Genomic DNA, 26631 nt, shown 5'->3' on the forward strand with positions numbered 1-26631 from the left:
TTCTAATTTTTAAACTTGTTTCGATTAATTTGAAGCAAAGTTGCCTTAGAAATTTTCCGGAATCGACCGACAAAAAAAAGTCGAACCATTTTCTATTGAAGAATTTGGTTCGACTTTATTGCGTGTGACGTACGACTTTTTACAAAACCTTTATTATGAAGCGTTTCGGTAAGCTGTCGGCGTTAAATTCGTGTATTTTTTAAAAGAAGTATTAAACGAAGATTTGGAGTTAAAACCTACTTCATATAAAATTTCTAAAACCGTAAGCTGATTTTTAGACTCATCTTTCAAAATATTCATTGCTTTTTGAATGCGATATTCATTCACAAAATCAAAAAAGTGCTGATCCATTTTATGATTAATCAAAACAGATAAATCCCGAACCGGAATATCAATTTGATTGGCCAATTCCTGAATTGTAAGCGAAGGATCGAGAAAAGGCTCTTTCTCAACCATATACTGTTTCAATGTCGAAATTTGACCCGTAATCAAATCATCCTGAACATTTGTTGAAACAGATTTATCATCAACTTCCGGCAGAATCTCTTTTGTTAGTTTTAGTTTAGAATTAACTCCTCTAAAAAGTTCTGGATGATTGAGCGCTTTCATTATAAACCAACAGGTTATAAACAAAGCGATACTTCCTACAAGTACATTTGCCCAAACAAATATTTCCCTAAATCCGCTGTAACGCAATACATTTTTTAATGCCACAATTGAATGTGCAGTAAGAAACACACAAGTAATCTGAAAAAGCCATTTATAAGTTGCTGCACTCGGATTTGCGTAATTTTCTAAATAGATATCACGATATTTTTTTAAGATCAAAAATACGCTGACAATGTAAAATATATATTGAAATTCAATTAAAATCTGGATAAAATAAATCTCAGGCAATTGATTAAACCTTGAAAGAAAAGTATCTTTATCTGTGTCAAGGTTTAAATAAATTCCTGGAATAAAAACTAAATTGACAACTATAAAGGGCAGTAAATGCACTAAATGTTTCCATTGTAATCTAAAATCAGAATAACAAACCGCTAGTACAAAAAGATAAAACAAAGGCATTCCGAATAAACATGCAGTTGACCTGAAAATCTCCCAATTTAATTGAGTTCTCGTTACAGTAGTAATAAAAAATCCACTGAGATCGACAGCCGAGAAAATAAAGAACCAGGCAAATAATCTGTTCGCCAATTTATTTTCGGTTTTAACCGTTAATAAAAAAAAGGCCAGCAGTAAAGAAACAAAAACAGAGATCTTACCAATCCCTTGCAGAAAATCTAATTTATCCATTCTCTTTTATTAATTAACAAATATAATATTTTAGTTCTTTTAACAAGATTCTAAAACTAGTTTCCTCAAAAGAAAAGTCAACAAAAAAAGATTAAAAATCTTTATGAGTTTGGCTTGTACTTTTTCCTGATTTGGAATAAAAAAGTTTAATTTTGGAGGATAACTATTTCGACAAAAAATGACGTTTATAAAAACCACAGAACAAGCATCAAAATACGAACATTTAGAAAAAATGTCGGTTCATGAATTGCTTATTAATATTAATAATGAAGACAAAACCGTTCCAAATGCGGTTGAAAAAGCAATTCCTCAAATCGAAGCTTTAGTGGCTCAAGTTGTTGCTAAATTAAAATTAGGAGGAAGAATTTTTTACATCGGAGCTGGAACTTCAGGGCGTTTAGGCGTTGTTGATGCTTCAGAATGTCCGCCAACTTTTGGTGTTCCGTTTGATTTGGTAAACGGAATTATTGCCGGTGGCGACACCGCAATTCGTCGTGCTGTAGAAAATGCCGAAGACAATGCAACTCAAGCCTGGATTGATTTACAGGCTAATAATATTGGCGCAAATGACGTCGTTATCGGGATCGCTGCTTCTGGAACAACGCCTTATGTTATTGGTGGTTTAGAAACTTGCAATCAAAATAATATCCTTACGGGATGTATTACCAATAATGCGGGAAGTCCGCTGGCTTTAACGGCTCAGTTTCCTGTTGAAGTTGTGGTTGGTCCTGAATTCGTTACCGGAAGTTCGAGAATGAAAGCCGGAACTGCTCAGAAATTGGTTCTAAATATGATTTCGACTGCAGCCATGATTCAGCTTGGAAAAGTAAAAGGAAATAAAATGGTCGATATGCAATTGAGTAACATCAAATTGGTAGATCGTGGCGTAAAAATGATTATGGGAGAAATTCCGGTTTCATATGAAGAAGGTTCTAAATTATTGAAAAAATATGGCAGTGTTAGGAATGCTGTTGATAATTATAATAAGTAAAAAGGTTTTATCTAGAATGTTTGCTTAACTGCATGATTTTTACCGCAAAGTTCGCAATCCCGATAGCAATCGGGATTCGCAGAGATCACAAAGCTTTGAGTTAAAAAAAGTTTTTTAAGATCGCAAAGTTGATGTCGATCTTTGTCAAAGTTTAGAACTTTGACAAAGATTTCGCAAAGTAAAACCTGAAACTAAAAAAACCTGAAACCTGAAACTTTTCAAAACAAAAATTAAAAAATGGCAACAAATAAAGAATTACTGGGAAAAGGAATTAAATATCTATCAGGTTCATTGCCGCTATTATTTATTGGACCTTCCTTAATATATAATGCTTTTCAGAATCAGCATACAAACTGGCATTATCTGGTTTTAGGAATTGGAATTGTAGCTTGTTTAAGTGCTATGTTTTTGATTTTTTATGGATTGAAAATTATTATGAAGGGTTTGTTTAATGACTAATTTTACATATCAGTAAACCGGACAGGTTTTAAAAACCTGTCCGGTTTATCGCTACTACAATTTCAAATATTATAATTACCAGATACAGATGGAAAGCCTAATTCACATTCAGAAAACATTCGAGAAAGTCGTTTACATCGACAAAAAAATAAACAATCGGGAGTTTGAAGATTGTGTATTTAAAAACTGTGATTTCTCAAACAGTAATTTTGGTTATAACACTTTTTTAGACTGTGAATTCATTGATTGTAATTTGTCTATGACAAGTTTATTCAGCACGAGTTTAAAGAATGTGACTTTCAAAAATTGTAAACTTCTTGGAATCGCTTTTAACGAATGTGATGATTTTTTGTTTCAGGTTTATTTTGAAGAATGCACTTTGGATTATGCTATTTTTTCGAATAAAAAAATGCCTAAAACCAAGTTTATAAATTGTTCTATTAGAGAAGTAACTTTTATCGGCACCAATTTAACAAGTTCGATTTTTGATAATTGTAATCTGGAAGGTGCTATTTTTAACGATACACAATTGGCTGCGGTGAATTTTAAAACTGCCTATAATTATAAAATAGATCCGGAATTTAATCCGATGAGAAAAGCGCAATTTTCTAATGATGGAATTGTGGGGCTTTTGGATAAATATGATATTAAGATTGTTTAATTAACGTTGAGTTATGCCGCCTCTACGAGGCTAAACATCTTGAAACATATAATTTTCTATAAATATTACACTCCTAAAAGAGTTTGTTTAAATATAAAATTCTAATAAACGTAATACTTCCCCAGCGGGGAAATATATTTATAGAACAAAAATAAGCGAATTGCTACAGCTCCATCGGAGCGAAATATTAAAGCTTTAAAACATAAATCATGAATGCGAATGTATCTTACTTAGAAAGCGTTAAAAAGCAATTTCTATATTATAAAATTCTCGGCGAAAAATCCATCGACCAATTAGAACCGCAACAGCTTTTTGTTTCTGTAAATGAAGACACCAATAGTATTGCAACAATTATAAAACACATTTCCGGCAATATGTTATCGCGCTGGACTGACTTTTTGACTTCTGACGGTGAAAAAGAATGGCGCAATCGCGATGCAGAATTTGAAAATGATTTACAATCGAAAGAAGAAGTTCTCGAGGTTTGGAACAAAGGCTGGGATTGTTTTCTTGATGCTTTAAACAGTTTAAAACCAGAACAGCTTTCGGATATTATTTATATTCGAAACGAAGGACATACTGTTATTGAAGCCATAAATCGTCAGTTGGCGCATTATCCGTATCATGTTGGGCAAATTGTTTTTTATGCCAAACAATTGAAAAATGGAGATTGGGATAGTTTATCGATTCCGAAAAATAAATCCGGAAATTACAATGCTGAAAAGTTTGCCAAAGAAAAAGAAATCAAGAACTTTACTGATGATGAATTGAAAAGGTTAAAATAAGATCCTTCGACTTCGCTTAGGCGACACAAAGCATATCACTAGCCCTGATTGCAATGGAAATCCTTTTTGTTTTTTCTTTAAAAACAAAAAGATTGAAATGGAAAGCAGGAAATAGCTCCTAAAAAAACAACTTATATTTAAAATGAAAAAAATTATATTCCTTTTACCGCTAGTCACATTATTCTCCTGTTATAATGCCGAACACAATTGCAAAGATTTTAAAACCGGAAAATTCAAGTTTGAGTTTGAAGTAAATGGTGTTAAAAAAACAACCGTTTTTGAGCGTAAAGATAATATTGAAATCGAGACTTTTGAAGGAAAAACAGACACATCAACAATTCGCTGGGTAAGTGATTGCGAATATGTTTTGCAGAAAAAACACCCAAAAAACATGGCTGAGGAAAAAGCAATCAGCATGAAGATTTTAAATACTTCTAAAGATTCATATACTTTTGAATTTGGAATGGTGGGTTCTGAAGAAAAACAACGTGGGAAGGTTTATAAAATTGATTAAATAAACTACTAATTCTGCCACAAAGGCACAAAGACGCAAAGTTTATATCTTGGTGTTTTTGTGCCTTTTTTGTAAAACATAAATATTTTAATGTGTTTCTTTTACATTTCTATTTTAAATGTTAAATTACAACTCAAATCTTACACATGAAAAACACGATTTCACATAGAGTTGCCGACTTTTTAAAGGATTATCCGCCTTTTAATTTTATGCATCAAAAGGATCTTGAAAAATTATCTGAGCAAATTTCTATTGTTTACAAAGATAAAGATGCTGTTATTTTTGCAGAAAATGATAAAACGCACGATTCTTTTTATGTGGTTCATAAAGGGGCAATTGCGCTTAAAAAAAGTTCTAAAAACAATGTTTTGGACATGTGTGATGAAGGTGATATTTTTGGATTGCGTCCGCTTTTGGCACAGGAAAATTATATTATGGAAGCCGTTGCTCATGAAGAAAGTATTCTTTATGCGATTCCAATTGCTGTTTTTAAGCCGTATGCGCTGGAAAACAGAAATGTTGGTAATTTCCTGATTGAAAGTTACGCTTCAAATACTCGCAATCCTTATTCGGATATTCATAAAGATAAATTATACGGCGACGATTTAGGAAACGACAATTTACATTCTACAAAAGATTCTTTCGATTTACAGCCTATAAAATATTCGAAGAAAATTGTGACTTGCAGTCCGTCGACAACAGCGAGAGATATTGCGAAAATCATGAATAAGAAAAAAGTTGGTGCAATTTTGATTGTTGATGAAATGCTTCCGATTGGTATTATTACCGATAAAGATTTGCGTAATAAGATTGTCACCGGTGATTATTCGATCCTGACTACAGCCGAAACGATTATGACGAAGCCTGTGGTTACGTATCCTAAAAAAATGACGGTTACAGAGGCGCAAATGGCAATGATGAAAAGCAACATTAACTATTTATGTCTTACAAAAGACGGAACTGTAAATACGAAAGCCGTTGGTATTTTATCTAAACATGATGTAATGGTGGCGTTGGGCAATAATCCTGCTGTTTTGATAAAAGCTTTAAAAAGAGCTAAAAAAGCAAAGGAAATTAAACCTATTCGTGCCAGAATTATGCAATTGCTTCAGGGATATTTAGATCAAAATATTCCGATGACATTGATTTCAAAAATCATAACCGAATTGAACGAAGCTTGTACAACGCGCGTTATTGAAATTTGTATCGAAAAAATGAGCAGTCCGCCACCTGTAAAGTTTGCATGGCTGGCACTTGGAAGCCAAGGAAGAAGCGAGCAAATGCTGCATACGGATCAGGATAATGCAATTGTATATGAAAATGTTTCGGAAGTTTTTAGGGATGAAACAAAAGTCTATTTTTTAAAATTTGCCGCTCTTGTTAATAAAGGTCTTTTTGATATTGGCTACGATTATTGCCCTGCAGAAATGATGGCCTCAAATCCAAAATGGTGTTTGAGTCTGGATGAATGGAAAACCCAGGTGCATCATTGGATTACGAATCCGGGAAAAAATGAGGTTTTACTCTCTTTTATTTTCTTTGATTATAGTGTTACTTATGGTGATACAGAGATTACTAATGAACTTTCTGAATTTATTTTTGAAAATGTAAAAGCAAACCCTATTTTTTATGTTCACTTAGTGAGCGGCGCTTTACAGAGTCCTTCGCCTACGGGCTTTTTTAGACAATTTCTGGTAGAACAAGACGGTGCAAATAAAGATAATTTTGATATTAAAAGACGTGCTTTAATGCCGCTCACAGATGCAGCACGAGTTTTGATTTTATCACACTCTGTAAAATCAATTAGTAATACTGCCGAACGTTTTGAAAAATTGGCTGAACTGGAACCCAACAATAGAGAGCTGTATTTGTCCTGTTCTTATTCATTTAAAGCGTTATTAAAATTTAGAACGAAACAAGGGCTTTTACATAATGATTCGGGTCAATTTATAGCGTTGGAATCTTTATCAAAAATGGAAAAAATAAAACTCAAAAGGACTTTTAAAACGATCAAAGAACTTCAGGAATTGATTAGTGTTAGATTTAATGTTTCAAATGTGGTATAAATATGAGTTTATTTAATTTTTGGAAAAAAGAAGATAATTTATTTGATGAAAATATCAGTATTGAAGAAACGAGATTTGTTGTTTTAGATACAGAAACTACAGGCTTTGATTATGACAATGATAGAATACTATGCATTGGCGCCTTGGTTTTGCAAAATAATATGATATCGATTCAGGATAGTTTTGAAGTTTACATTCAACAAGATCATTACGACAAATCGACTACTCAGATTCATGGTATTTTGAAAGATTTTGTCTTAAAACGTCCTAATGAATTAGAAGCTTTACAGCAATTTTTAACTTTTTTAGGCGATTCAATTATTATCGCGCATCACACTATTTTTGATGTTACAATGATTAATAAAGCACTGGAAAGAAACGGTTTGCCAGCTTTAACGAACAAAACTTTAGATACAGCACATTTGTATAAAAAGACTTTAATTAAATCGCATTTATTTGAAAGAAAGGATCATTATACCTTAGATGATCTTGCCGATAAATTTGATATTTCTAAAAAAGACAGGCATACCGCTTTAGGCGACGCTTATATTACTGCCATTGCGTTTTTGAAAATTGTAAAGAAATTAAAAGAGAAAAAAGAAATTAATTTAAATCAGATTTTCAAATAATTCACATTTTTTTATGAAGCTAAAATTTACATTTAGCATCAATTATTTACTATTTAATAATATATACCTTATTTTTATTAGCAAAAAGAAAAAACTAGCATAACATCTATATTGATTTTGAAAGATAGCTTTGTTAAAAAACAAAAAACAAACTATTATGAAATTTAACTTTTTAAAATCAGTAGCATTACTGGGCTTTACAGGACTTTCTGTAATTAGCTGCCAAAATGATGATTCAAAAGACTCTTCTAACGATGTCAATGCAGATATTGATTTTACATCACATTCAAAAGTTCCTGCTTTTGTATATCCAATGACTGGCTTCGAAAATCTTAAAATCAGTACTTTAATCAGTACTACCGATGTTTTACCAGAATCGCCAGCTTTTATTTACGGTGCGCAGCCTGACGGTGCTGGATTAATGAAAAATCCGACCGGAGAAGGTTACATCATGATTACAAATCACGAAATTTTGCAATCGGTTTCACGAGTTTATTTTGATAAAACGTTTAAACCTGTAAAAGGAGATTATCTTGTTGACGGAATTGGCGGATTAACACGTTTGTGTTCTGCAACTTTGGTAACTCCTGAGGTTCATGGATTTGGCCCTATCTTTTTAACAGCTGGAGAAAGTGGTCAGGAAAGTATGGTTCACGGAATTAATCCTCTGGGATTGTCTACAGACAAAAGCAGAACCGACAGAGTTTTACCTGCTTTAGGAAAAGCGGCTATGGAAAATGCAGTTCCGTTAACAAAGGAAGCTTATCCGGGGAAAACAGTTATAATTATTGGTGAAGATCAATCTTATGCAACTTCTCACGCAAGTGCCGGTCAGTTAATTATGTATATGAGCAATACTGTTGGTGATCTAACTAACGGAAAATTGTATGCTTTAAAAAGAACAGACGGAAATCAGGTAGAAACCACAATGACTTTAAACAATTCATACCCAGTTTCATTTGTCGAAATTCCGGATGCTAAAAACTTAACCGGTGCTGTAATTAATACAACTGTAAATGCATTGGGTGCTATCCGTTTTTCAAGAGTCGAAGACGTTGATTACAGAAAAGGTAGTGCAAGCAATAATAGAGAGGTTTATTTTACGGCTACAGGTCAGGCAGCTTCAAACGTTCCTGTTGAAGGCTACACAATGTGGGGAAGAGTTTATAAATTAAAAATGGATGCCAGTGATCCTTTAAAAGGAACATTAGAGCTGGCTGTTGAAGGTGACAGTACTCCAGGAACGGGAATTATTAATCCTGATAATTTATGTGTTACAGAAAATTATGTTTACATTCAGGAAGATGGTGACAGCTATTATGCCGATGCAAAACACGATTCTTATATCTGGCAGTATAATATCGCTTCAAAACAAAATAAGCCTTGGTTAAACATGAACCATAAAAGAACTGATACAGCGTGGAATACATTGTACAATCAAACAGGCGAAATGAGATTTGGAAGCTGGGAATTTGGTGCAATGCAGGATATCTCAGAAATTATTGGTGTTCCGGATACTTTTACGGTAAATATTCATCCTCATACGTGGCAAAGCGATGCATTTAAAAATGCAGATGGTTCAGGAATTAATACAAATAAAGAAGGCGGTCAGACTGTAATTATCAGAAACGTGCAACGTTAATCTTTTTAATCTAAATAATTCAACCCTTATTTTAAAAATAAGGGTTGTTTTCTTTTATAGTAATATTATGAAATTGAAACATTTTATTCTTCTCTTTTTATCGCTTTGCTTGTTTTTTTCATGCAAAGAAAATAAGGTTTCACAAACCACCATCAAACAGGATTTATTAGTTGATTTAAGTAAATTAAACACCGAAATTGAAAAATTTATAAATCTTGCAGATCATAATAAATCACAAAAAGAAATTCTGGAACAGTTTAAAAAGTCTCGTCTTGCTTATAAAAAAACAGAATGGGCGATTGAATATTTCATTCCTGAAACAGCCAGGTTTATGAATGGACCTGCATTGGACGAAATGGAACTTGAAGAAAACAGGTCGTTTGAACCTCATGGTTTTCAGGTAATAGAAGAATTAATCTATCCTGAATATGAAATTGAAAATAAAGAAAATCTAATGAGAGAACTAAATATTTTTAAATCGAACATTAAACAGGTACAAAGCACTTTTGAAGTTATAACAATTAGTAATAATTATGTTTTAGATGCGGTACAGCAAAACGTTTACAGAATCATTGCTTTAGGAATCACTGGTTTTGACAGTCCTGTTTTACAATCTTCAATTCCTGAAACCAGTCAAAGCTTAATAGAGATTCCGGTTATATTTGAAAAAATAAACCCAAATAGTAAAATACTGGCCGATTTAAAAAAACTAACACTTAAAGCGCAAAAGTATTGTGTTGACAATAATAACTTCAACGCTTTCAACAGGGCTTTTTTTATAACCGAGTATTTAAATCCAATTTCAAAGAAAATTAAAATTTTTCAACAGCAAGAGAATATAAAAATTGTAACAAAAAATAGTCCCTTAAAACCTACTATTGCTACTTTATTTGATAAAGATGCTTTTGATGTAAATGGATTTGTTCTTTCAAAAGATTATAATTTTACGGCTGACAAAGCAACTTTAGGAGAAAAATTATTTTATGACAAAAGCCTTTCTAAAAACAATGACAGAAGTTGTGCCTCTTGTCATCATCCGGAAAAAGCTTTTACAGATGGCTTAAAAACTAATGTTTCTTTAACTGGAACTAATTTGACCCGAAACACTCCTACCTTAACATACGCATCTTTACAAAATGCTCAGTTTTGGGATATGCGTCAGTTGGATTTAGAAAAGCAAAGTGTTGATGTTATTCAAAATAAAGATGAAATGCATGGCTCTATGGAAAATATTCATGCAAAAATTTTATTAGATCAGGATTATATAAAATTATTTCAAAAAGCATTCCCAAAAACTACTAAACCTGAGGCATGGCAAATTCAAAATGCTATTGCCAGTTATGTGAGATCTTTAAATTCTTTTGATTCGAGATTTGATCTTTACATGAGAGGAGAAAAAAATGCATTGAATAATGAAGAAATTGAAGGAATGAATCTTTTTATGGGTAAAGCCAAATGTGCAACTTGTCATTTTACGCCTTTGTTTAACGGAACTGTTCCTCCAAACTACTCAAAAACCGAACATGAAGTTATTGGAACTCCTGCTGAAGCAAACGGGAAAAAACTGAGCCTGGATTCTGGTCGTTATTTGTATAATAAAATGCCGCAGCTAATTGGAGCATTCAAAACTCCGACAGTTAGAAATATTGCAATTACAGCTCCATACATGCATAACGGAGTTTTCAAAACTCTGGAAGAAGTTGTTGATTTTTATAATAAAGGTGGTGGAAAAGGTCTGGGATATGAAGTAGAAAACCAAACACTTCCTTTTGATGAATTAAAGTTGAATAAAAAGGAAGAAAAGGCTCTTGTTGCCTTTATGAAAACGCTGACTGATAAAAGATATCAGTAAAATATATTGTAAAAAAAGCGCTAAGAAAATCTTAGCGCTTTTTTAAAATTTATTCTAAAACTAAACCAATCTGGCCGTCGTCATCTAATTCTGTTTCAACCGAATCATCCTCTGAAATCTCCGGCGTTTCAGGAACTTCTTCAACAGGCTCTTCATAAGGTAACGGGTCTAATAAATTAACTTGTTTTAGTTTTTCAGTTGTTAACTGATTTCCTAAAGCTTTAAAACCTTTTACAGCTATAAATTCCTCAACATCAATATGTAAATCTTCTTTTTGAACTCCTTTTACTTTAGCAAAAACCAATTGTGCCATCGGACGATAATCTGTAGAAACGATTTCTAATTGTGAATTCGGATGTTCTGTAATAAAACTTTCTTCTTTTCCTTCATTTTCGACTAAAAAACGTTTCAAATAGTAACGCTCTTTTTCTCCGTCATAATAAATAGCAGAAATAGGTTTCTTAGGATTCCATTTTTCCAACACAATCATATCTTCATCAAAATGTGTCGATAACTCCGGAATTATAACTTTCAGTTTACCACTTTGATTAATAATCAAGATTTTATCACTTGGCTTAAATTCACCTAATAATTCTCCTCTTGCATCAACATTTAGACGTTTTACGGTATCATCAAACCAAACTTTTCTTGGTAATAGAGTCGAAATTCCTTTTTCTTTTAATTCAATTTTCTTGATAGGATATTTGGTTACCAAATTTCCTTTTGATGCACGTCCTTTAATGGCTAGTTTGGCAAAATCAATATCAAATTTCAATTTCTTGATTGTTCCAACCTGACGCAATAAAATTGTTATTACTTCTGCTTCTCCATTCGGATTATGCGAGAAATAAACCACCTGAGAACCAGCTGTTTCATTCGTCAAATCATAAGGCTTATCACGCGTTACGCCCGACACATTAAAACGTTTAATGTATGATGGGCCTGATTTTCCATCACGATAAATCATGTTGTAAATCGTACGTTTATCACTCTTATCAAAAATAGCAACATGAATAATATCTTTTCCAACAAATGTTTTTGCATCAACTTTTGTTACAAGCATTTTTCCATCACGGAGAAACACAATAACATCATCAATATCAGAACAATCCGTAAGATATTCGTCTTTTTTCAAGCTTGTTCCAACAAAACCTTCTTCACGATTTACGTAAAGTTTTGTATTTCTTAAAACTACTTTTGTAGCCTCAACATTATCAAAAACACGAAGTTCTGTCTGACGCTCGCGGCCTTTTCCGTATTTCTCTTTTAATTTAGTAAAGTATGCAATTGCAAAATCAGTCAGGTTTTCTAAATTATGCTCTACTTCCTTCATTTCATCCTCTAACTTAGCGATAAAATCATCGGCTTTATCAGAGTCAAAACGGGTAATACGAATCATCGGAATCTGAGTCAATCGCTGTAAATCATCGTCATTAATTTCTCTGACGAATGATTTTTTGAAAGGCTCAAATCGGTCGTATAAATATTTATAAAGAGATTCCCTATCAGAATACAATTTGAAATCAATGTACATTTCTTCGCGAATGAAGATTTTCTCCAATGTCGAGAAATGCCATTTGTTTTTTAATTCTTCTAATTGAATTTCTAATTCCTGACGAAGTAAATCTACAGTTCTGTGTGTTGAAATTTTCAGCATTTCAGAAACTCCTATAAACAAAGGTTTGTTATCTTCAATAACACAACCCAAAGGCGCTACAGAAGTTTCGCAAGCTGTAAAAGCAAATAAAGCATCAATAGTTTTATCTGGAGAAACACCTGGAAACAAGTGAATTAAAATTTCAACATCTGCCGCCGTATTGTCTTCAATTTTCTTGATTTTGATTTTACCTTTATCATTGGCTTTCAAAATACTGTCAATCAAAGTAGTCGTATTGGTCGAAAACGGAATTTGCGTAATCACCAAAGTGTTCTTGTCTAATTGTGAAATTTTCGCACGAACACGAACACGTCCACCACGCAATCCGTCATTATAGTTTGACACATCGGCAATACCCTGAGTCATGAAATCAGGATATAATGTAAATGCTTTTCCTTTTAAAATTTTGATCGAAGCATCAATTAATTCATTGAAGTTGTGAGGTAAAACTTTAGTCGAAAGACCAACCGCGATTCCTTCTGCTCCCTGTGCCAAAAGCAACGGAAACTTTACCGGAAGATTGTTTGGTTCTGCACGACGACCATCGTAAGAAACTCCCCAATCTGTAATTTTCGGCGAATATAAGACCTCCAAAGCAAATTTAGACAAACGTGCCTCGATGTAACGAGAAGCCGCAGCTCCGTCGCCCGTTAAGATATTCCCCCAGTTTCCCTGACAGTCAATCAATAAATCTTTCTGGCCAATCTGCACCATTGCATCACCAATACTCGCATCTCCGTGAGGGTGATACTGCATGGTGTGTCCTACAACATTGGCAACTTTATTATAACGACCATCATCCAACTCTTTCAGAGAGTGCATAATACGACGTTGAACTGGTTTAAAACCATCTTCAATCGCCGGAACTGCACGTTCAAGAATTACATAAGAAGCATAATCCAAAAACCAGTCTTTGTACATTCCCGTTACTTTCGTAATAACGTCTTCTCCTTCTTCTTCCTGATTCTCGTAAAAATGCTGTCCTTCAAAATGTTTAGCGTCTACGTCGATAATTTCATCGTCTCCTTCCTGATTTTCATCAAGTTGGTTTTCGTCTGAATTATTTTCGTCGTCGTTTGGAATTATGTTATCGTCTTCTTCGTCTTTCATTTATTTATATTCGAAATTATAAATTTTATATTATTTGTTTTCGATGAGCTCTTTTAAAACTTCAACACTCGGCAATATTGTCTTGTATTTACTTGCAAAAATTTGTTCGTTATTTTCAGGTAATGTATATTTAACTACAGCTTCACTTTTATTTTGACAGAGGATAATTCCGATAGTTTTATTTTCATCTTCCAATCGCATTTCTCTATCATAATAGTTTACATACATTTGCATCTGCCCTAAATCCTGATGCTTTAATTCTCCTATTTTTAAATCAATAAGAACAAAACATTTTAATATTCTATTATAAAAAACTAAATCAATTCTAAAATGTTTATCATCAAAAGTAATTCTTTGCTGTCTTCCAACAAAAGTAAAACCGTGACCTAATTCTAATAAAAAGTGTTCTAGTTTATTTATGATTTCTTCTTCAAGTTGTGATTCAGAATATTGAGGCAATTCAGGTAATCCTAAAAACTCTAATATATAAGGATCTTTAATAATGTCTTTCGGTTTTTCAATAATCTGACCTTTTTCAGAAAGTTTTAAAATTCCTTCTTTGTCCCGACTCAAAGATAATCTTGTATAAAGTGCCGAATCATACTGACGTTTTAATTCCCTTACACTCCAATTGTGTTTTTCAGATTCTATCTTATAAAAACGTCTTTCTTTTTCATCATCAATTCTCATTAAAAAAATATAATGGCTAAAAGTCAATTTAAAAAATGAATACAAGGTTTGATAATCTAGTTTCTTGAATTCCGCAGACACTGTCTGCGTTTTTTGAGATTTGAATTCCGCAGTCAGTGACTGCGTATTTTCAATCCCTAAAATCCGAGTCAATGATTCGGATTTTGAATAAATAATATAGAATTGTCTTATTTGCTCTAAATTCCTGATAGAAAACCCTTTTCCAAACTCCTTTGTCAATTGTTTAGAAAGATTTTTTAAAAGCTGTTTCCCATATTCAGCCCGATCTTTTCCATTTTGCTCCTCTTCAACAATAATTTTTCCTATTTCAAAATAGGTAATTGTCATTGTTGAATTTACGGTACGTAAAACCTGTTGCCGGGCGTTTTGAAGTAACTCGGCAACTTGATGAAATATAACTTTATTTTGAAGATCGTTTGGCAATATTATATTTTTTTTATTTTCTAAATAGCAACATCTTCAATAGTATCCAACTCCACCTTCAAATTCTTGATAATGAATTCTTGCCTGTCCGGGGTATTTTTCCCCATATAGAAAGACAATAATTGCTCTATCGAAGTATTTTTATCCATCATAATTGGGTCAAGACGAATCGTTTCTCCAATAAAGTTTTTAAACTCATCCGGAGAAATCTCTCCCAAACCTTTAAATCGAGTGATTTCCGGTTTTGGTTTTAATTTTTCGATGGCGTCTCTTCTCTCTTCTTCAGAATAACAATAGATGGTTTCTTTTTTATTTCGAACCCTGAAAAGCGGTGTCTGCAAAATATACAAATGTCCTTCTTTGATTAATTCGGGAAAGAATTGCAAAAAGAAAGTAATCAACAACAAACGAATGTGCATTCCGTCGACATCGGCATCGGTTGCGATTACGATATTGTTATAACGTAGTTTTTCAAGTCCGTCTTCGATATCCAAAGCAGCTTGCAATAAATTGAATTCTTCATTTTCATAAACGATTTTCTTCGTCATTCCGTAGGAATTCAACGGTTTACCACGCAAACTAAAAACGGCTTGTGTATTTACATCACGTGACTTTGTAATCGATCCGGAAGCCGAATCTCCCTCGGTAATAAAAAGTGTACTTTCTAAGTTTCTAGGGTTTTTTGTATCCGGGAGATGCGCTCTGCAATCTCTTAATTTCTTATTATGAAGATTGGCTTTTTTTGCACGATCTGTGGCCAGTTTTCTGATTCCTGATAACTCTTTTCTTTCGCGTTCTGCCTGCAAAATCTTGCGCAATAAAGCTTCTGCTGTTGGCGGATTTTTGTGTAAATAATTGTCAAGTTTGTTCTTAACAAAGTCATTTACAAAAGTACGAACCGAAACCGCAGGCGTTCCATCATCAGAACCCATATCTGTAGAACCTAATTTTGTTTTAGTCTGAGACTCAAAAACCGGTTCCATAACTTTAATACTAATCGCACTTACAATCGATTTACGAACGTCTGAAGCTTCAAAGTTTTTGTTGTAAAACTCACGGATGGTTTTTACAATTGCTTCTCTGTAAGCTGCTAAGTGCGTTCCTCCTTGTGTTGTGTTCTGACCGTTTACAAAAGAGTGATATTCTTCGCTATATTGTGTTTTACTGTGCGTTAAAGCGATTTCGATATCATGATCTTTCAAATGAATGATCGGATATTCTAAATCATCTTCATTAATGGTTTCTTCTAATAAATCTCTAAGACCATTCTCAGAAATGTATTTTTCGCCATTAAAAATAATAGTTAAACCATTGTTTAGATAACAATAGTTTTTGACCATTTTAATAACATATTCCATACGGAATTTGTAATTTTTGAAGATTGTTTCATCTGGCGTAAAAGTTACTTTTGTTCCTTTACGTTTGGTTGTCTCGATTACATCTTCTTCTAAAACCAGATTTCCTCCTGAAAATTCTGCTGCTTTTTGTTTGTCATCACGAACAGATTCTACACGAAAATAATTCGAAAGTGCATTTACCGCTTTTGTTCCGACACCATTTAAACCAACAGATTTCTGAAAAGCTTTAGAATCGTACTTTCCTCCTGTGTTCATTTTCGAAACTACATCTACTACTTTCCCTAACGGAATTCCACGTCCATAATCACGAACCGAAACCGTTTTATCTTTGATGGTAACTTCAATCGTTTTTCCGGAGCCCATGACGAACTCATCGATACAGTTATCTAAAACCTCTTTTAGTAAAATATAAATACCATCATCCGGCGAAGATCCATCTCCCAATTTTCCGATATACATTCCCGGACGCATACGAATATGCTCCTTCCAGTCGAGTGATCGGATATTATCTTCGTTATATTGATTTTGCTCTAGCATAAATGAATTGGATTTTCGGCTAATGTACCATTTCTAGCTAAAAAATAAAAGCGTATTTTCTTTTTGTTACGAATAATAACAGCTTTGAATTCTATTTAAATTGATTTTAAAATAATACGCACTTTAAAAGTAGAAAATATTGGTTCTAAAATAAAAAACACTATTTGATTCCCAAGACTTCTTTTGCCAAAGCAATCATTTCGGGAGTTCCCGTATTTTTGTTTTTTTCGTCAGAAAGTTTCACGACGCCCTGCCAATGGGTATTATCTGGTTTTGTGTCAGTTAATTTTATTACCATATTCATGGAAGGCAATCCAACATCATTAGTAAAATTGGTTCCGATGCCAAATGACATTTTAATTTTGTCTTTACAAAAGTCCGCGATCGTTTTTACTTTATCAAAATTAAGCGAATCAGAGAAAACAATAGCTTTAGATTTTGGATCTATTCCCATTTTGACATAATGAGAAATTACTTTTTGAGCAAACTCAACAGGATCTCCACTATCGTGCCTTACACCATCAAAAAGTTTAGAGTATTTTTTATCAAACTGATTGAAGAATATATCTGTTGTGTATGTATCCGTTAAAGCAATTCCAAGATCACCGCCATAAACTTGTGCCCAATGTTCAAGACTGATTGAATTTGCCATTTTAAAACCGTATTGTGCGGCATGAAACATAAACCATTCGTGTGCGTGAGTTCCTAAAGGGCGCTTGTTGTTGAGCATAGCAAAATGGACATTGCTTGTTCCGATGAAACTTTCTGAGCCAAAAGTTCGCAGCGTTTCATTAACCAAAACATGTACATCATAAGAATGACGCCTTCTTGTACCAAATTCTAAAACAGAAACCCCTAATTTATTATAGTTGTCAATCTTATTTTTAGTGAGGGTTTTTATAGCCTCATCATTCAGTCGAATTAAGTGATTTGATTTATAAAAAAGTTCAGAAATCAAAGCCATTAAAGGCACTTCCCACAAAATGGTTCGGTACCAGAAACCTTCTACAACAACTTTTATTTCAGATCCCTCCTGAGTAATTTTAACTTCTGAAGGATCGTAATTATATCCTTGCAAAAAATCTAAATAAGTAGGATCGAGATATGGGCAATAGTGAGATAAATAATGCTTTTCATCTTTTGTTAATCGCAAATCTGCCAATGCATCAACCGATTTTCGAAGCAAATCTGCAAAACCTTCCGGAAAAACATGTTTACCGCGATTGATAAATCCATAACGCACTTTAGCCTTTGGAAAAAGTCTGATTACGGCATGCTGCATCGTAAATTTGTAGAAATCATTATCTAAAATTGATTTCAAAAAAGTTGTTTCCATAAGGCAAGTTGCTATATTTTTTTTCAAATCCGTAACAGCTAAGATACGCCAATTCGATAAAAGAAGAAAATGATATAAATCAACTTTGCTAAAAATTCTTACTTGGAAACTATTTTAAATGCTGCAATACTATTTGTGTCTACAAAAAAAGTAATATACTCGCCTATTGTATTATCAAAAGTTATCAGAAACTCTAAACCGCCTTTTCTCTCTCTTCCGTTAGTGATTTTAACGGGTTGATTTCTTTTATTTAAATAATAAAACTGATCTGATTTTGAAATATTTTTGATTTCAAAAGTGATTTTATCGCCATTCCTTACTTCAATTATACCAGAATCGGGCGATTTGATTTTATAATCTTTTTCAATTGTTTTATTATAAATTAAAGGTCCGTTCAGGAAATCTTCTTTGCTTAATTTATCACCTAAATAAGATTCGGAATCTGGGAAATGTTTGGCAAAAAAATAATCAGGATCGGTATCAAAATAAACAGAAGAAAAATCATTTGCCATTCGGCCTTTGCTGCTGTCATAATAGCCTTGGCCCCAGGTAACGTCTACCAATCTCCATTTTTTATCAATCAAAACCATATTCCATGCATGATTTGAAGAAGTATTTTTTCGTCCAATATCTACTAATCTGGTTTTAGAATCTCCGCGAACAATTTCACATTTAATTCCAACTAATGAAGCCAAATGTTGGTACAAAACCGTAAAACCTTCGCAAACGGCTTTTTTAGACTTAAATGCTTTTTCAACCATTTGATCATTCAGCGCCTGAATCTTTCTTTGTTTTTCGGCTTCTGAACGATAGCTAAAGCCCTGCGATTTTGGCGGATTCAAAAACGCAGCATAATCATACCTTACATTAAAAGCAATCCAGCTATAAATAGCTCTCGCTTTATCGTAATCAGAGGTAAAATCCTTTTCGATTCTCTCTGCCAATTTTTCGGTTGTACTAAAACTTTTTGGGTATTTTAAAACGATGTTATCAACTGCATTATATTTTTGTGCAAATGAAGAATACAGGAAAATAACATTTATAAGGAGTAAAAAAACAATCTTTTTTGGTGTCATAAAATTAGAAACAATCTTTTATAATATCTTTTAATTCTTTGTCTAATTCGGCGTTAGAAATTTGTTTTTTTTCTAAATCGAAATTAGCATTGAAGGCCGGTAACGAAAATGTACCTTTAATTTCAGCTCCATATCTTGGCAAAGCATTACGCGCAATTTCTAAAACAGAAGCTCCGCCTCTTGTACCCGGCGAAGTTGCCATTAGTAACATTGGTTTTTGCTGAAAAACTTCTTTGGTAATTCGGGAAGACCAATCGAAAATATTTTTAAAGGCTGTTGAGTAGTTGTTATTATTTTCAGCCAAAGAAACGACTAAAATATCTGCGCTTGCCAGTTTGGCTAAAAACGCTTTTGCTTTTTCATGCTGACCGATTTCTTTCTCTAAATCAACGCTGAATAATGGCATTGCGAAATCATTTAAATCTAAAACTTCAACTTCTCCATTTTCAATTAAACCTGCAGCATAAGTTGCCATTTTTTTATTGATTGATTGTTGACTATTACTTCCTCCAAAGGCTATAATTTTCATATTGTGGTATTTGTGTTATATCTGACAGCAAAGTTCTTGCCACAGATTACATTCTACAGATTAAAAATATCATAACGAAGTCCTTATAATCTGTAAAATCTGTGGTAAATCTTATTTTTCTATTTCAAAAATCTCTTTCTGTATTTCTACTGAATATTCATTTGGATAAATTTTTCCTCCGTATGACTTGGCGTATACTTTGGTAAATTCTGCCCCAAAATACAGAATTATTGCTGAATAATACACCCAAACCAAAATAATAATTACAGAACCCGCCGCACCATAAACTGATGCCACTGTAGAGCTTCCTAAATAAAATCCTATAGCAAATTTACCAATCATAAAAAGTACAGCCGTAACTGATGAACCGATAATTGCATCTTTCCATCTTATTTTTCCGTCTGGCAATGTTCTGAAAATAATGGTAAAAAGAAGCGTAATACTAGCCAAAACAATGAAAATATTTACGACGTAAAACAAATAAACAGTACTTTCCGGGAAGTATATTTTTAAGCGGGTACTTACCAAATCTAGAGTTGTATTTACCAAAAGACTGACGAGCATTAAAAATCCGACTGAAGCAATCATTGAAAATGACATTAATCTGTTTTGTATGAATTTCTTAAGGCCTTTGTCTGGTTTTGCCCGTAAACCCCAAATAAAATTAATGGAACTTTGTATTTCTGCAAAAACCCCCGAAGCCCCTATTAGTAACATTACAATACCAAAAACGGTTGCAAAAACATTACTTCCGGAAAGTTGTACGTTTTTTATAGCTTCCTGAATCTGAATTGCTGCTTCATTTCCAACCATCTCATTAATTTGTCCGTATAATTGCCCCGTTACTGCTTCTTCACCAAAGAAAAAACCGCAAATTGTTATGATAATAATCAATAAGGGCGGCAATGCAAAAATGGTATAATAGGATAATGCAGCACTAAGTTTAATAGCGTTGTCATCATTAAATTCTAAAAAGGTATTCTTGAGCAGAAACCACGTTTTGGAGAATATATTCTTAATTTTCACGATACTTCGATTTTTGGATATTCTCTCAAATTTAAACAATAAGTTAAAATTTTGAATTGTTGCTTTTTGAACAAATTTTACATTTTTACCATGTTATTTACTCAGTAACTATTTTATATTCCCGATCACCACCAAAATGTTTTAATTTCAAAATATTTTTAAATTCTCTTCTAGTTGGCTTTATTAGGTACGAAAGTGAGTCTAACATTTTTCCTTTAATCGCTGTAAGTGAATCTAATTTTTTTAAATCTTCTGGTAAATAAATATCTTTAAACCTAAGTATATTCTTTTCTAATGAAATTATTCTAATTTTCCAGAAAACAGAATCTCGTGTATTCAAAACCAATTGACGATTGATACGTTTTAGTTTTTGATTGTAAGACAATCTGAATAATGTGTCTATGTTTTTCTTTACTAATTCTATCGAATCACCTTTTTTATACACTTTAAATTTATCCTTTGTATCCTTTGTAATTAAATCCCCATCAACAAGATCATATTCAGATCGTAAGGAATCCATTTTTTGTCTATGAACTTTAAATTTATAATAGTATTCTCTTAAAATTCTGCTTTCTTCAATTCTTATAAAAATTGAGTCTTTACCTATATATAATCCTTTAAATTTAGAAGGAAAGCTATTCAATTCCGAATCATTTATAGGTTGAGGGTTTTCAAAATAAAATAAAAAACCATCAACACTAAAAGCTTCTTCTTTTTTACATGAAGCTAAAACAAGAATTAAAACAAGAATTAAAAATATCTTATTCATGACGATTTATTTATAATGACAAAAAATCCCTTTATCATAAACCGTCCATAAACTGGCTTTTTGATTGGCGGCTTTCAAAGCATTATTCGCCCAGGTGTTGCAAGTGTAAAACAGACTGTAACTTCCTTTTGCTTCATAAAAAGCATCTTTTTTTCCGTAGCTGTGTCCTTCAATCCATTCCGGATTTGTTGGGTTACTAAAACTGTCTGAAATATAAGAAACCAGCTTTTGATAGTTTTCTTTAGAGATTAAAATTCGCTTACAATCTTCACCCTCTTTTAATTGTTTGAAAAATGTAGTGTGCATCGCTGATGAACTTACACCAAATGCAGCTTTTAAGGCTGTACTGGCTTTCAAATCTGACCATTCTGGCGTGTCGAGATAAAAACCTTTATCGCCCCAGCCGAAAGCTATAAAATTCATTAAACTGTCTTTGGATTGTGTCTGGCTAAACTGAATTTGGTTGCGCCAGTCTTTTATATCATTTACTACAGGAACGACAATATCTGTATGAACGCCGTTGGAGAGAATATAAATTGGAATTGTTTTTTGTTCTTTAATAAATGCGCTATCCGAGTTAACGGTAATTTTAGAAATCAGATAAACTGCAATTATATATAGGACAAGAAAAGTAATAATGGCAAGAATAGCCCAGCCCAGAATTTTGAAAGTTTTTAGCATTTGATTGGTTTGTTTTTGGTTGTTAAAAATATACTTTTTTCTGATAACCAATTTTTGAGCCAAAAAATTAAACTTCAAATTTTATTTGTTTTTGAAGTTGAAAATGGAACGCGGATTAGGCGGATTCGCTAAAGCGAAGACACGGATTTTGACGGATTTTATTTTATGCTTTGTGTTTATTGTTTCACGCAGATTTTGCAGATTTTATTTTGAAAACGAATGTCATCCTGAGCGGAGTCGAAGTCTTTCTACTTTGAAGGGCTTCGACTCCGCTCAGCCTGACGTTTGTAATTTTTAAACACAAAAAAACTGCTGAATTTCTCCAGCAGTTCTATCTATTCTCTTTATTCTATCTTCTATTCTCTAAAAGAAAAAAAAATTAAACGTTGAAACGGAAGTGCATTACATCACCATCTTTTACGATATATTCTTTTCCTTCTACTTTAAATTTTCCTGCTTCTTTTGCTTTTGATTCAGAACCATACTGAACGTAATCTTCGTATGAAATAACTTCTGCACGAATAAATCCTTTTTCAAAATCAGTATGGATAACTCCGGCTGCTTGTGGCGCTGTAGCTCCAATGTTGATGGTCCAGGCACGAACTTCTTTTACACCTGCTGTAAAATAAGTTTGCTGTTTTAATAATTTGTAAGCTGCACGAATTAAAACGGATGCTCCCGGCTCTGTTAATCCCATATCTTCAAGAAAAACCTGACGCTCTTCGTAGCTTTCTAATTCTGTAATATCAGCCTCTGCTCCTACTGAAAGAATAATTACTTCTGCATCTTCATCTTTTACTAATTCACGAACCTGATCTACATATTTATTTCCGTTTACGGCTGAATTTTCATCAACATTACAAACATATAAAACTGGTTTTGCAGTAATCAACTGAAAAGATTCCATTAAAACTTCTTCATCATTTCCTTGAGGTACAACAGTACGAGCTGATTTAGCCTGCAATAATGATTCTCTGATTCTGTCTAAAAGTGCTTTTTCAGTCTGCGCTTCTTTATTTCCGGTTTTAGCGGCACGATTTACTTTTTCCAAACGTTTTTCAACAGTTTCTAAGTCTTTCAACTGTAATTCGATATCGATAGTTTCTTTATCGCGAATTGGGTTTACATTTCCGTCAACGTGTACAATATTATCATTATCAAAACAACGTAAAACGTGAATAATAGCATTACACTCTCTGATGTTTCCTAAAAACTGATTTCCAAGTCCTTCACCTTTACTCGCACCTTTTACCAAACCTGCGATATCTACAATATCAACAGTTGCCATTTGCACACGTTCTGGTTTTACCAACTCTTCTAATTTGTTTATTCTTGGATCCGGAACGTTAACAACACCAATATTAGGTTCGATTGTACAAAACGGAAAATTCGCACTTTGTGCTTTTGCATTCGACAAACAATTAAATAAAGTCGATTTTCCAACATTTGGTAATCCTACAATTCCTGCTTTCATATGTAGATAATATTTGTTTTTTATTTGATTTTATCTCTGTCAGACACCGTCATTATTGATTTATATATCAAATATTTAGCCTCTTATTTGAACGTTTTTTCTTCTTTTTAATTTTTTGCTAAAATGATAGATTTTAGCCTTAAAATTTTGCAAATATAAGATTTAATACCTCTTAAGTAAACAAAAAATGACGATATATGTTTTTTTACGACTTTTCTTAAAAAAAATCAAACTTTTTTATAATGTTTTGTTAAATAACGCTATTTTTATCACAATATTTAACAAACCAACATACAAATTTTAACCAAAATTAGATTAAACATGAAAAAAATTGCAATTCTATTATTCCTATTTAACACAGTCGTCATTTTTGCACAACAGCAAATTTCTGGTGTAGTAAAAGACAATACAGGCAATCCACTGCCTGGTGTTAACATTGTCGAAAAGGGTACTAATAACGGTGTTTCTACCGATATTGACGGGTCGTATAAAATTACAGTTAAAGAAGGAGGTTCATTAATTTTTACTTACATGGGGTATAACAGCGTAACCAGGCTGGCAAACTCCCCTCAAATTGATGTTGCTTTATCTGAAGAAGGAGGCCAAAATTTGGATGAAGTTGTTGTTACAGGTTCCAGAACCGCAGCCAGAAGTAATACAACAAGTGCTTTACCTATTGATGTTTTATCTTCTAAAGATTTAACGGCCACAGGACAGGCCACATTTGATAAGGCTTTGCAGTACAAGATTCCGTCTTTTAACACAGTACAAACTCCTGTAAATGATGCTACATCATTACTGGATCCGTACGAAATTAGAAACATGGGACCAAGCAGAACTTTAATCCTTATTAATGGTAAACGTAAAAACTTAAGTTCATTACTTTATGTACAAACTTCTCCGGGACGTGGAGAAACGGGTGCAGATATCTCTGCTATCCCAACAGACGCTATCGAAAGAGTTGAGATCCTTCGTGATGGGGCTTCTGCTCAATACGGATCTGATGCGATTGCGGGTGTAATGAACATTATTTTAAAGAAAAACAGAACTGATGGATCTTTGACTGTAAGAAGCGGAATTACTTCTGAAGGAGATGGAGAAATGTTGGGCGTGAGTTTAAACCAAGGAACTACTGTTGGCGAAAAAGGCTTTTTGAATTACACTGTAGATTTCTCTAAAGTAAATTTAGCTAACAGACCTGGAACAGTTGATGCTCAAGGTGAAGCAAATGACTTTTTAGACGGATCACCAGCTGCTGTTGCAACCGTAAATGAATTCTTAAGCAGGTATCCTGATGCAAGAAACATTAATGGTTCACCTGAAACAGCTGCTGCAAAATTCTTAATTAATGGTGGAAACGAAATTAGTGATAATACAAGTTTGTATTATAACGCTGCCTATGTTTACAAAAAAGTAAACTCGTTTGCGAATTTCAGAACACCTTATTGGAGACCTTTGTCTGATGATCCTTATTTGAATGATTTCTTCGGAAATGGTGATGACGCAAATCCTTCTTATGATGGATATGGCCCAACCTTCGAAGGAGATTTAAGTGATTATAATGGTACTTTAGGTTTTAAAACCGTTAAAAATGGATGGAACACAGACGCAAGTATAACAGTTGGGGGTAACAAACAAGTTTATTCGGTAAACAACTCAGTAAACAGATCTTCGATTCTTGATGCAGACGGAAACAATGTTTACAGAGAAAACAGCCCAATTTCGTTTAAACCAGGAGGAACATCTTTTAATCACCTGGTTGGAAATATTGATGTTTCTAAAATTATATCTGACAAAATCAGTATTGGTTTTGGTACTGAATTTAGATCTGAATATTTTACCGTTATGGAAGGTGATAAAGCTTCATGGGACGGTACAGGTGCTGACTCATTTGCAGGAAACAGACCTGAAAATTCAGGAAAATGGAACCGTTACAATGTGGGGGTTTATTTGGATGTGGCTTATGATATCACAAAAGACTTCTTAATAAACGGAACAGTTCGTCATGAAGAATATAGCGATTTTGGTGGCGCAACAGTTTGGAAAGCAAGTACAAGATATAAATTTCTTGACGATAAAATTACCTTAAGAGGATCGGTTTCTACAGGATTCAGAGCTCCAACTTTACACCAAATTTATACTCAAAAATCTCAATACTCATTTGTAGCCGGACAAGGAATTCAAATAAGTGGTATTATTAATAATGTTTCTCCTCAGGCGCGTCAATTAGGAATTCCACAATTAGATGCTGAAAAATCAACTAACATAACTGTTGGTATTGGTGCAAAACCTTTTACAAACTTCAATTTTACAATTGATTACTATAATATTAAAGTAGAAGACAGAATTGTATTAGGAGACAGACAAGATACTGAATTTGGAGATGTGGCTTGGTTTTCTAACTCATTCGATTCCAGAACTTCTGGTTTAGATGTGGTAGCCAATTATAATAATATTGGAATTGGCGAAGGTAAATTAGGATTTAACGTATCTGGAAATATTACTTTAGAAAATAAAAGAATTTCTCCTGTAACTAACAATTCATTCGGGGATATTTTAAATTCATTGACTTTTACTTCAAGACCTGAGACAAAATGGATTTTTGGTATAAACTACGAAATTGGTAAATTCGGATTTTCTCTGAACAATACATATTTTGGAAAAACTACTTTTAATCAGGATGGTTTAGCTACAAATGATCCAAATGCACCAGTTGGTTCTGCAGAATATTTGGCAGCTAACTTAAAAACAGAATTTATTCCTAAAATTGTTACTGATTTAGGTGTTAATTTTAGTGCTACTGAAAAACTTACAATTGCATTAAATGTAAATAACTTATTTAATGTTCTGCCTGAATGGAAATTCGTAGCAGAAAATGAAGCTGGAGCAGCATTATTAGCTGATCCTGTACAAACCAAACAACAATCTAACTTACTTACATTTAACCAACGTTATTCAAGAATGACTTATGATGGTTTCCATTTCAGTCAGTTAGGAACGATGTTTAACTTATCTGTAAACTATAAATTTTAATTCATATTTAGTTAAT

At 33.1% G+C, this 26631-nt stretch carries 21 protein-coding genes; 10 read left to right on the top strand and 11 right to left on the bottom strand.

Going from position 1 to position 26631, the window contains the following annotated elements; all coding sequences use genetic code 11:
• Window positions 1-153: 153 nt before the first annotated feature.
• Window positions 154-1296 carry a helix-turn-helix domain-containing protein gene (locus AC4FQ3_RS04535; RefSeq protein ID WP_491181040.1) on the bottom strand — a complete coding sequence of 381 codons (1143 nt, stop codon included), beginning with the start codon at window positions 1294-1296 and terminating at the stop codon, window positions 154-156.
• A 178-nt stretch (window positions 1297-1474) separates the two neighbouring features.
• Between AC4FQ3_RS04535 and murQ the strand changes: the two genes are divergently transcribed.
• The 9 genes from murQ to AC4FQ3_RS04580 all read left to right on the top strand — a co-directional run bounded on the left by murQ (window position 1475) and on the right by AC4FQ3_RS04580 (window position 10895).
• Window positions 1475-2287 carry an N-acetylmuramic acid 6-phosphate etherase gene (gene murQ / locus AC4FQ3_RS04540; RefSeq protein ID WP_463461633.1) on the top strand — a complete coding sequence of 271 codons (813 nt, stop codon included), beginning with the start codon at window positions 1475-1477 and terminating at the stop codon, window positions 2285-2287.
• A 237-nt stretch (window positions 2288-2524) separates the two neighbouring features.
• On the top strand, window positions 2525-2746 hold the full coding sequence (locus AC4FQ3_RS04545) for a DUF6095 family protein (RefSeq protein ID WP_042564154.1): 222 nt from the start codon (window positions 2525-2527) through the stop codon (window positions 2744-2746).
• Window positions 2747-2834: 88 nt separating this feature from the next.
• Window positions 2835-3407: a pentapeptide repeat-containing protein gene (locus tag AC4FQ3_RS04550; protein WP_491181041.1), complete on the top strand. Its 573-nt coding sequence runs from the start codon at window positions 2835-2837 to the stop codon at window positions 3405-3407.
• A gap of 209 nt (window positions 3408-3616) precedes the next feature.
• The gene (locus tag AC4FQ3_RS04555) at window positions 3617-4192 is read left to right on the top strand and encodes a DUF1572 family protein (protein WP_491181042.1); all 576 of its coding nucleotides are present in this window, start codon (window positions 3617-3619) and stop codon (window positions 4190-4192) included.
• Between the two features lie 142 nt (window positions 4193-4334).
• A complete protein-coding gene (locus AC4FQ3_RS04560; protein ID WP_042564570.1) occupies window positions 4335-4706 on the top strand; it encodes a hypothetical protein in 372 nt (123 codons plus the stop codon).
• Window positions 4707-4852: 146 nt separating this feature from the next.
• Window positions 4853-6772: a DUF294 nucleotidyltransferase-like domain-containing protein gene (locus AC4FQ3_RS04565; protein WP_073393514.1), complete on the top strand. Its 1920-nt coding sequence runs from the start codon at window positions 4853-4855 to the stop codon at window positions 6770-6772.
• A 2-nt stretch (window positions 6773-6774) separates the two neighbouring features.
• A complete protein-coding gene (locus AC4FQ3_RS04570; RefSeq protein ID WP_491181043.1) occupies window positions 6775-7401 on the top strand; it encodes a 3'-5' exonuclease in 627 nt (208 codons plus the stop codon).
• A gap of 157 nt (window positions 7402-7558) precedes the next feature.
• Window positions 7559-9043 (top strand): PhoX family protein, encoded by a 1485-nt coding sequence (locus AC4FQ3_RS04575; protein WP_491181044.1) that lies wholly within the window; start codon window positions 7559-7561, stop codon window positions 9041-9043.
• A gap of 67 nt (window positions 9044-9110) precedes the next feature.
• The gene (locus AC4FQ3_RS04580; RefSeq protein ID WP_491181045.1) at window positions 9111-10895 is read left to right on the top strand and encodes a cytochrome-c peroxidase; all 1785 of its coding nucleotides are present in this window, start codon (window positions 9111-9113) and stop codon (window positions 10893-10895) included.
• 49 nt (window positions 10896-10944) lie between these two features.
• Here the strand turns inward: AC4FQ3_RS04580 and AC4FQ3_RS04585 are convergent, their stop codons facing one another.
• From AC4FQ3_RS04585 to ychF, 10 genes are all read right to left on the bottom strand, one after another.
• Entirely contained in the window at window positions 10945-13662 is a 2718-nt protein-coding gene (locus AC4FQ3_RS04585; RefSeq protein WP_491181046.1) for a DNA gyrase/topoisomerase IV subunit A, read from the bottom strand.
• A 30-nt stretch (window positions 13663-13692) separates the two neighbouring features.
• Window positions 13693-14796 (bottom strand): PDDEXK nuclease domain-containing protein, encoded by a 1104-nt coding sequence (locus AC4FQ3_RS04590; RefSeq protein ID WP_491181047.1) that lies wholly within the window; start codon window positions 14794-14796, stop codon window positions 13693-13695.
• Window positions 14797-14816: 20 nt separating this feature from the next.
• Window positions 14817-16691 carry a DNA topoisomerase IV subunit B gene (locus AC4FQ3_RS04595; protein WP_042564145.1) on the bottom strand — a complete coding sequence of 625 codons (1875 nt, stop codon included), beginning with the start codon at window positions 16689-16691 and terminating at the stop codon, window positions 14817-14819.
• Window positions 16692-16851: 160 nt separating this feature from the next.
• Window positions 16852-18027 carry a nicotinate phosphoribosyltransferase gene (gene pncB / locus AC4FQ3_RS04600; RefSeq protein WP_491181048.1) on the bottom strand — a complete coding sequence of 392 codons (1176 nt, stop codon included), beginning with the start codon at window positions 18025-18027 and terminating at the stop codon, window positions 16852-16854.
• A 98-nt stretch (window positions 18028-18125) separates the two neighbouring features.
• Window positions 18126-19103, bottom strand: coding sequence for a transglutaminase domain-containing protein (locus AC4FQ3_RS04605; RefSeq protein ID WP_491181049.1), 978 nt, complete (start codon window positions 19101-19103; stop codon window positions 18126-18128).
• Window positions 19104-19107: 4 nt separating this feature from the next.
• The gene (locus tag AC4FQ3_RS04610) at window positions 19108-19632 is read right to left on the bottom strand and encodes an NADPH-dependent FMN reductase (protein ID WP_491181050.1); all 525 of its coding nucleotides are present in this window, start codon (window positions 19630-19632) and stop codon (window positions 19108-19110) included.
• A gap of 111 nt (window positions 19633-19743) precedes the next feature.
• On the bottom strand, window positions 19744-20658 hold the full coding sequence (locus AC4FQ3_RS04615) for a YihY/virulence factor BrkB family protein (RefSeq protein WP_084540193.1): 915 nt from the start codon (window positions 20656-20658) through the stop codon (window positions 19744-19746).
• Between the two features lie 97 nt (window positions 20659-20755).
• The gene (locus AC4FQ3_RS04620; protein WP_491181051.1) at window positions 20756-21427 is read right to left on the bottom strand and encodes a hypothetical protein; all 672 of its coding nucleotides are present in this window, start codon (window positions 21425-21427) and stop codon (window positions 20756-20758) included.
• A gap of 6 nt (window positions 21428-21433) precedes the next feature.
• Entirely contained in the window at window positions 21434-22108 is a 675-nt protein-coding gene (locus AC4FQ3_RS04625; RefSeq protein ID WP_491181052.1) for a TIGR02117 family protein, read from the bottom strand.
• Window positions 22109-22487: 379 nt separating this feature from the next.
• Complete coding sequence (ychF, locus tag AC4FQ3_RS04630; RefSeq protein WP_491181053.1) at window positions 22488-23582, bottom strand: redox-regulated ATPase YchF; 1095 nt, start codon at window positions 23580-23582, stop codon at window positions 22488-22490.
• Between the two features lie 321 nt (window positions 23583-23903).
• Between ychF and AC4FQ3_RS04635 the strand changes: the two genes are divergently transcribed.
• Complete coding sequence (locus AC4FQ3_RS04635; protein ID WP_491181054.1) at window positions 23904-26615, top strand: TonB-dependent receptor; 2712 nt, start codon at window positions 23904-23906, stop codon at window positions 26613-26615.
• Window positions 26616-26631 lie beyond the last annotated feature (16 nt).

It is taken from the genome of Flavobacterium sp. AK-345, from assembly GCF_058310175.1.

Bases quoted from the DNA above. Each gene is read 5' to 3' on its own strand.
- AC4FQ3_RS04535 (WP_491181040.1), bottom strand. From the start codon at position 1,296: ATGGATAAATTAGATTTTCTGCAAGGGATTGGTAAGATCTCTGTTTTT.
- murQ (WP_463461633.1), top strand. From the start codon at position 1,475: ATGACGTTTATAAAAACCACAGAACAAGCATCAAAATACGAACATTTA.
- AC4FQ3_RS04545 (WP_042564154.1), top strand. From the start codon at position 2,525: ATGGCAACAAATAAAGAATTACTGGGAAAAGGAATTAAATATCTATCA.
- AC4FQ3_RS04550 (WP_491181041.1), top strand. From the start codon at position 2,835: ATGGAAAGCCTAATTCACATTCAGAAAACATTCGAGAAAGTCGTTTAC.
- AC4FQ3_RS04555 (WP_491181042.1), top strand. From the start codon at position 3,617: ATGAATGCGAATGTATCTTACTTAGAAAGCGTTAAAAAGCAATTTCTA.
- AC4FQ3_RS04560 (WP_042564570.1), top strand. From the start codon at position 4,335: ATGAAAAAAATTATATTCCTTTTACCGCTAGTCACATTATTCTCCTGT.
- AC4FQ3_RS04565 (WP_073393514.1), top strand. From the start codon at position 4,853: ATGAAAAACACGATTTCACATAGAGTTGCCGACTTTTTAAAGGATTAT.
- AC4FQ3_RS04570 (WP_491181043.1), top strand. From the start codon at position 6,775: ATGAGTTTATTTAATTTTTGGAAAAAAGAAGATAATTTATTTGATGAA.
- AC4FQ3_RS04575 (WP_491181044.1), top strand. From the start codon at position 7,559: ATGAAATTTAACTTTTTAAAATCAGTAGCATTACTGGGCTTTACAGGA.
- AC4FQ3_RS04580 (WP_491181045.1), top strand. From the start codon at position 9,111: ATGAAATTGAAACATTTTATTCTTCTCTTTTTATCGCTTTGCTTGTTT.
- AC4FQ3_RS04585 (WP_491181046.1), bottom strand. From the start codon at position 13,662: ATGAAAGACGAAGAAGACGATAACATAATTCCAAACGACGACGAAAAT.
- AC4FQ3_RS04595 (WP_042564145.1), bottom strand. From the start codon at position 16,691: ATGCTAGAGCAAAATCAATATAACGAAGATAATATCCGATCACTCGAC.
- pncB (WP_491181048.1), bottom strand. From the start codon at position 18,027: ATGGAAACAACTTTTTTGAAATCAATTTTAGATAATGATTTCTACAAA.
- AC4FQ3_RS04605 (WP_491181049.1), bottom strand. From the start codon at position 19,103: ATGACACCAAAAAAGATTGTTTTTTTACTCCTTATAAATGTTATTTTC.
- AC4FQ3_RS04610 (WP_491181050.1), bottom strand. From the start codon at position 19,632: ATGAAAATTATAGCCTTTGGAGGAAGTAATAGTCAACAATCAATCAAT.
- AC4FQ3_RS04620 (WP_491181051.1), bottom strand. From the start codon at position 21,427: ATGAATAAGATATTTTTAATTCTTGTTTTAATTCTTGTTTTAGCTTCA.
- AC4FQ3_RS04625 (WP_491181052.1), bottom strand. From the start codon at position 22,108: ATGCTAAAAACTTTCAAAATTCTGGGCTGGGCTATTCTTGCCATTATT.
- ychF (WP_491181053.1), bottom strand. From the start codon at position 23,582: ATGAAAGCAGGAATTGTAGGATTACCAAATGTTGGAAAATCGACTTTA.
- AC4FQ3_RS04635 (WP_491181054.1), top strand. From the start codon at position 23,904: ATGAAAAAAATTGCAATTCTATTATTCCTATTTAACACAGTCGTCATT.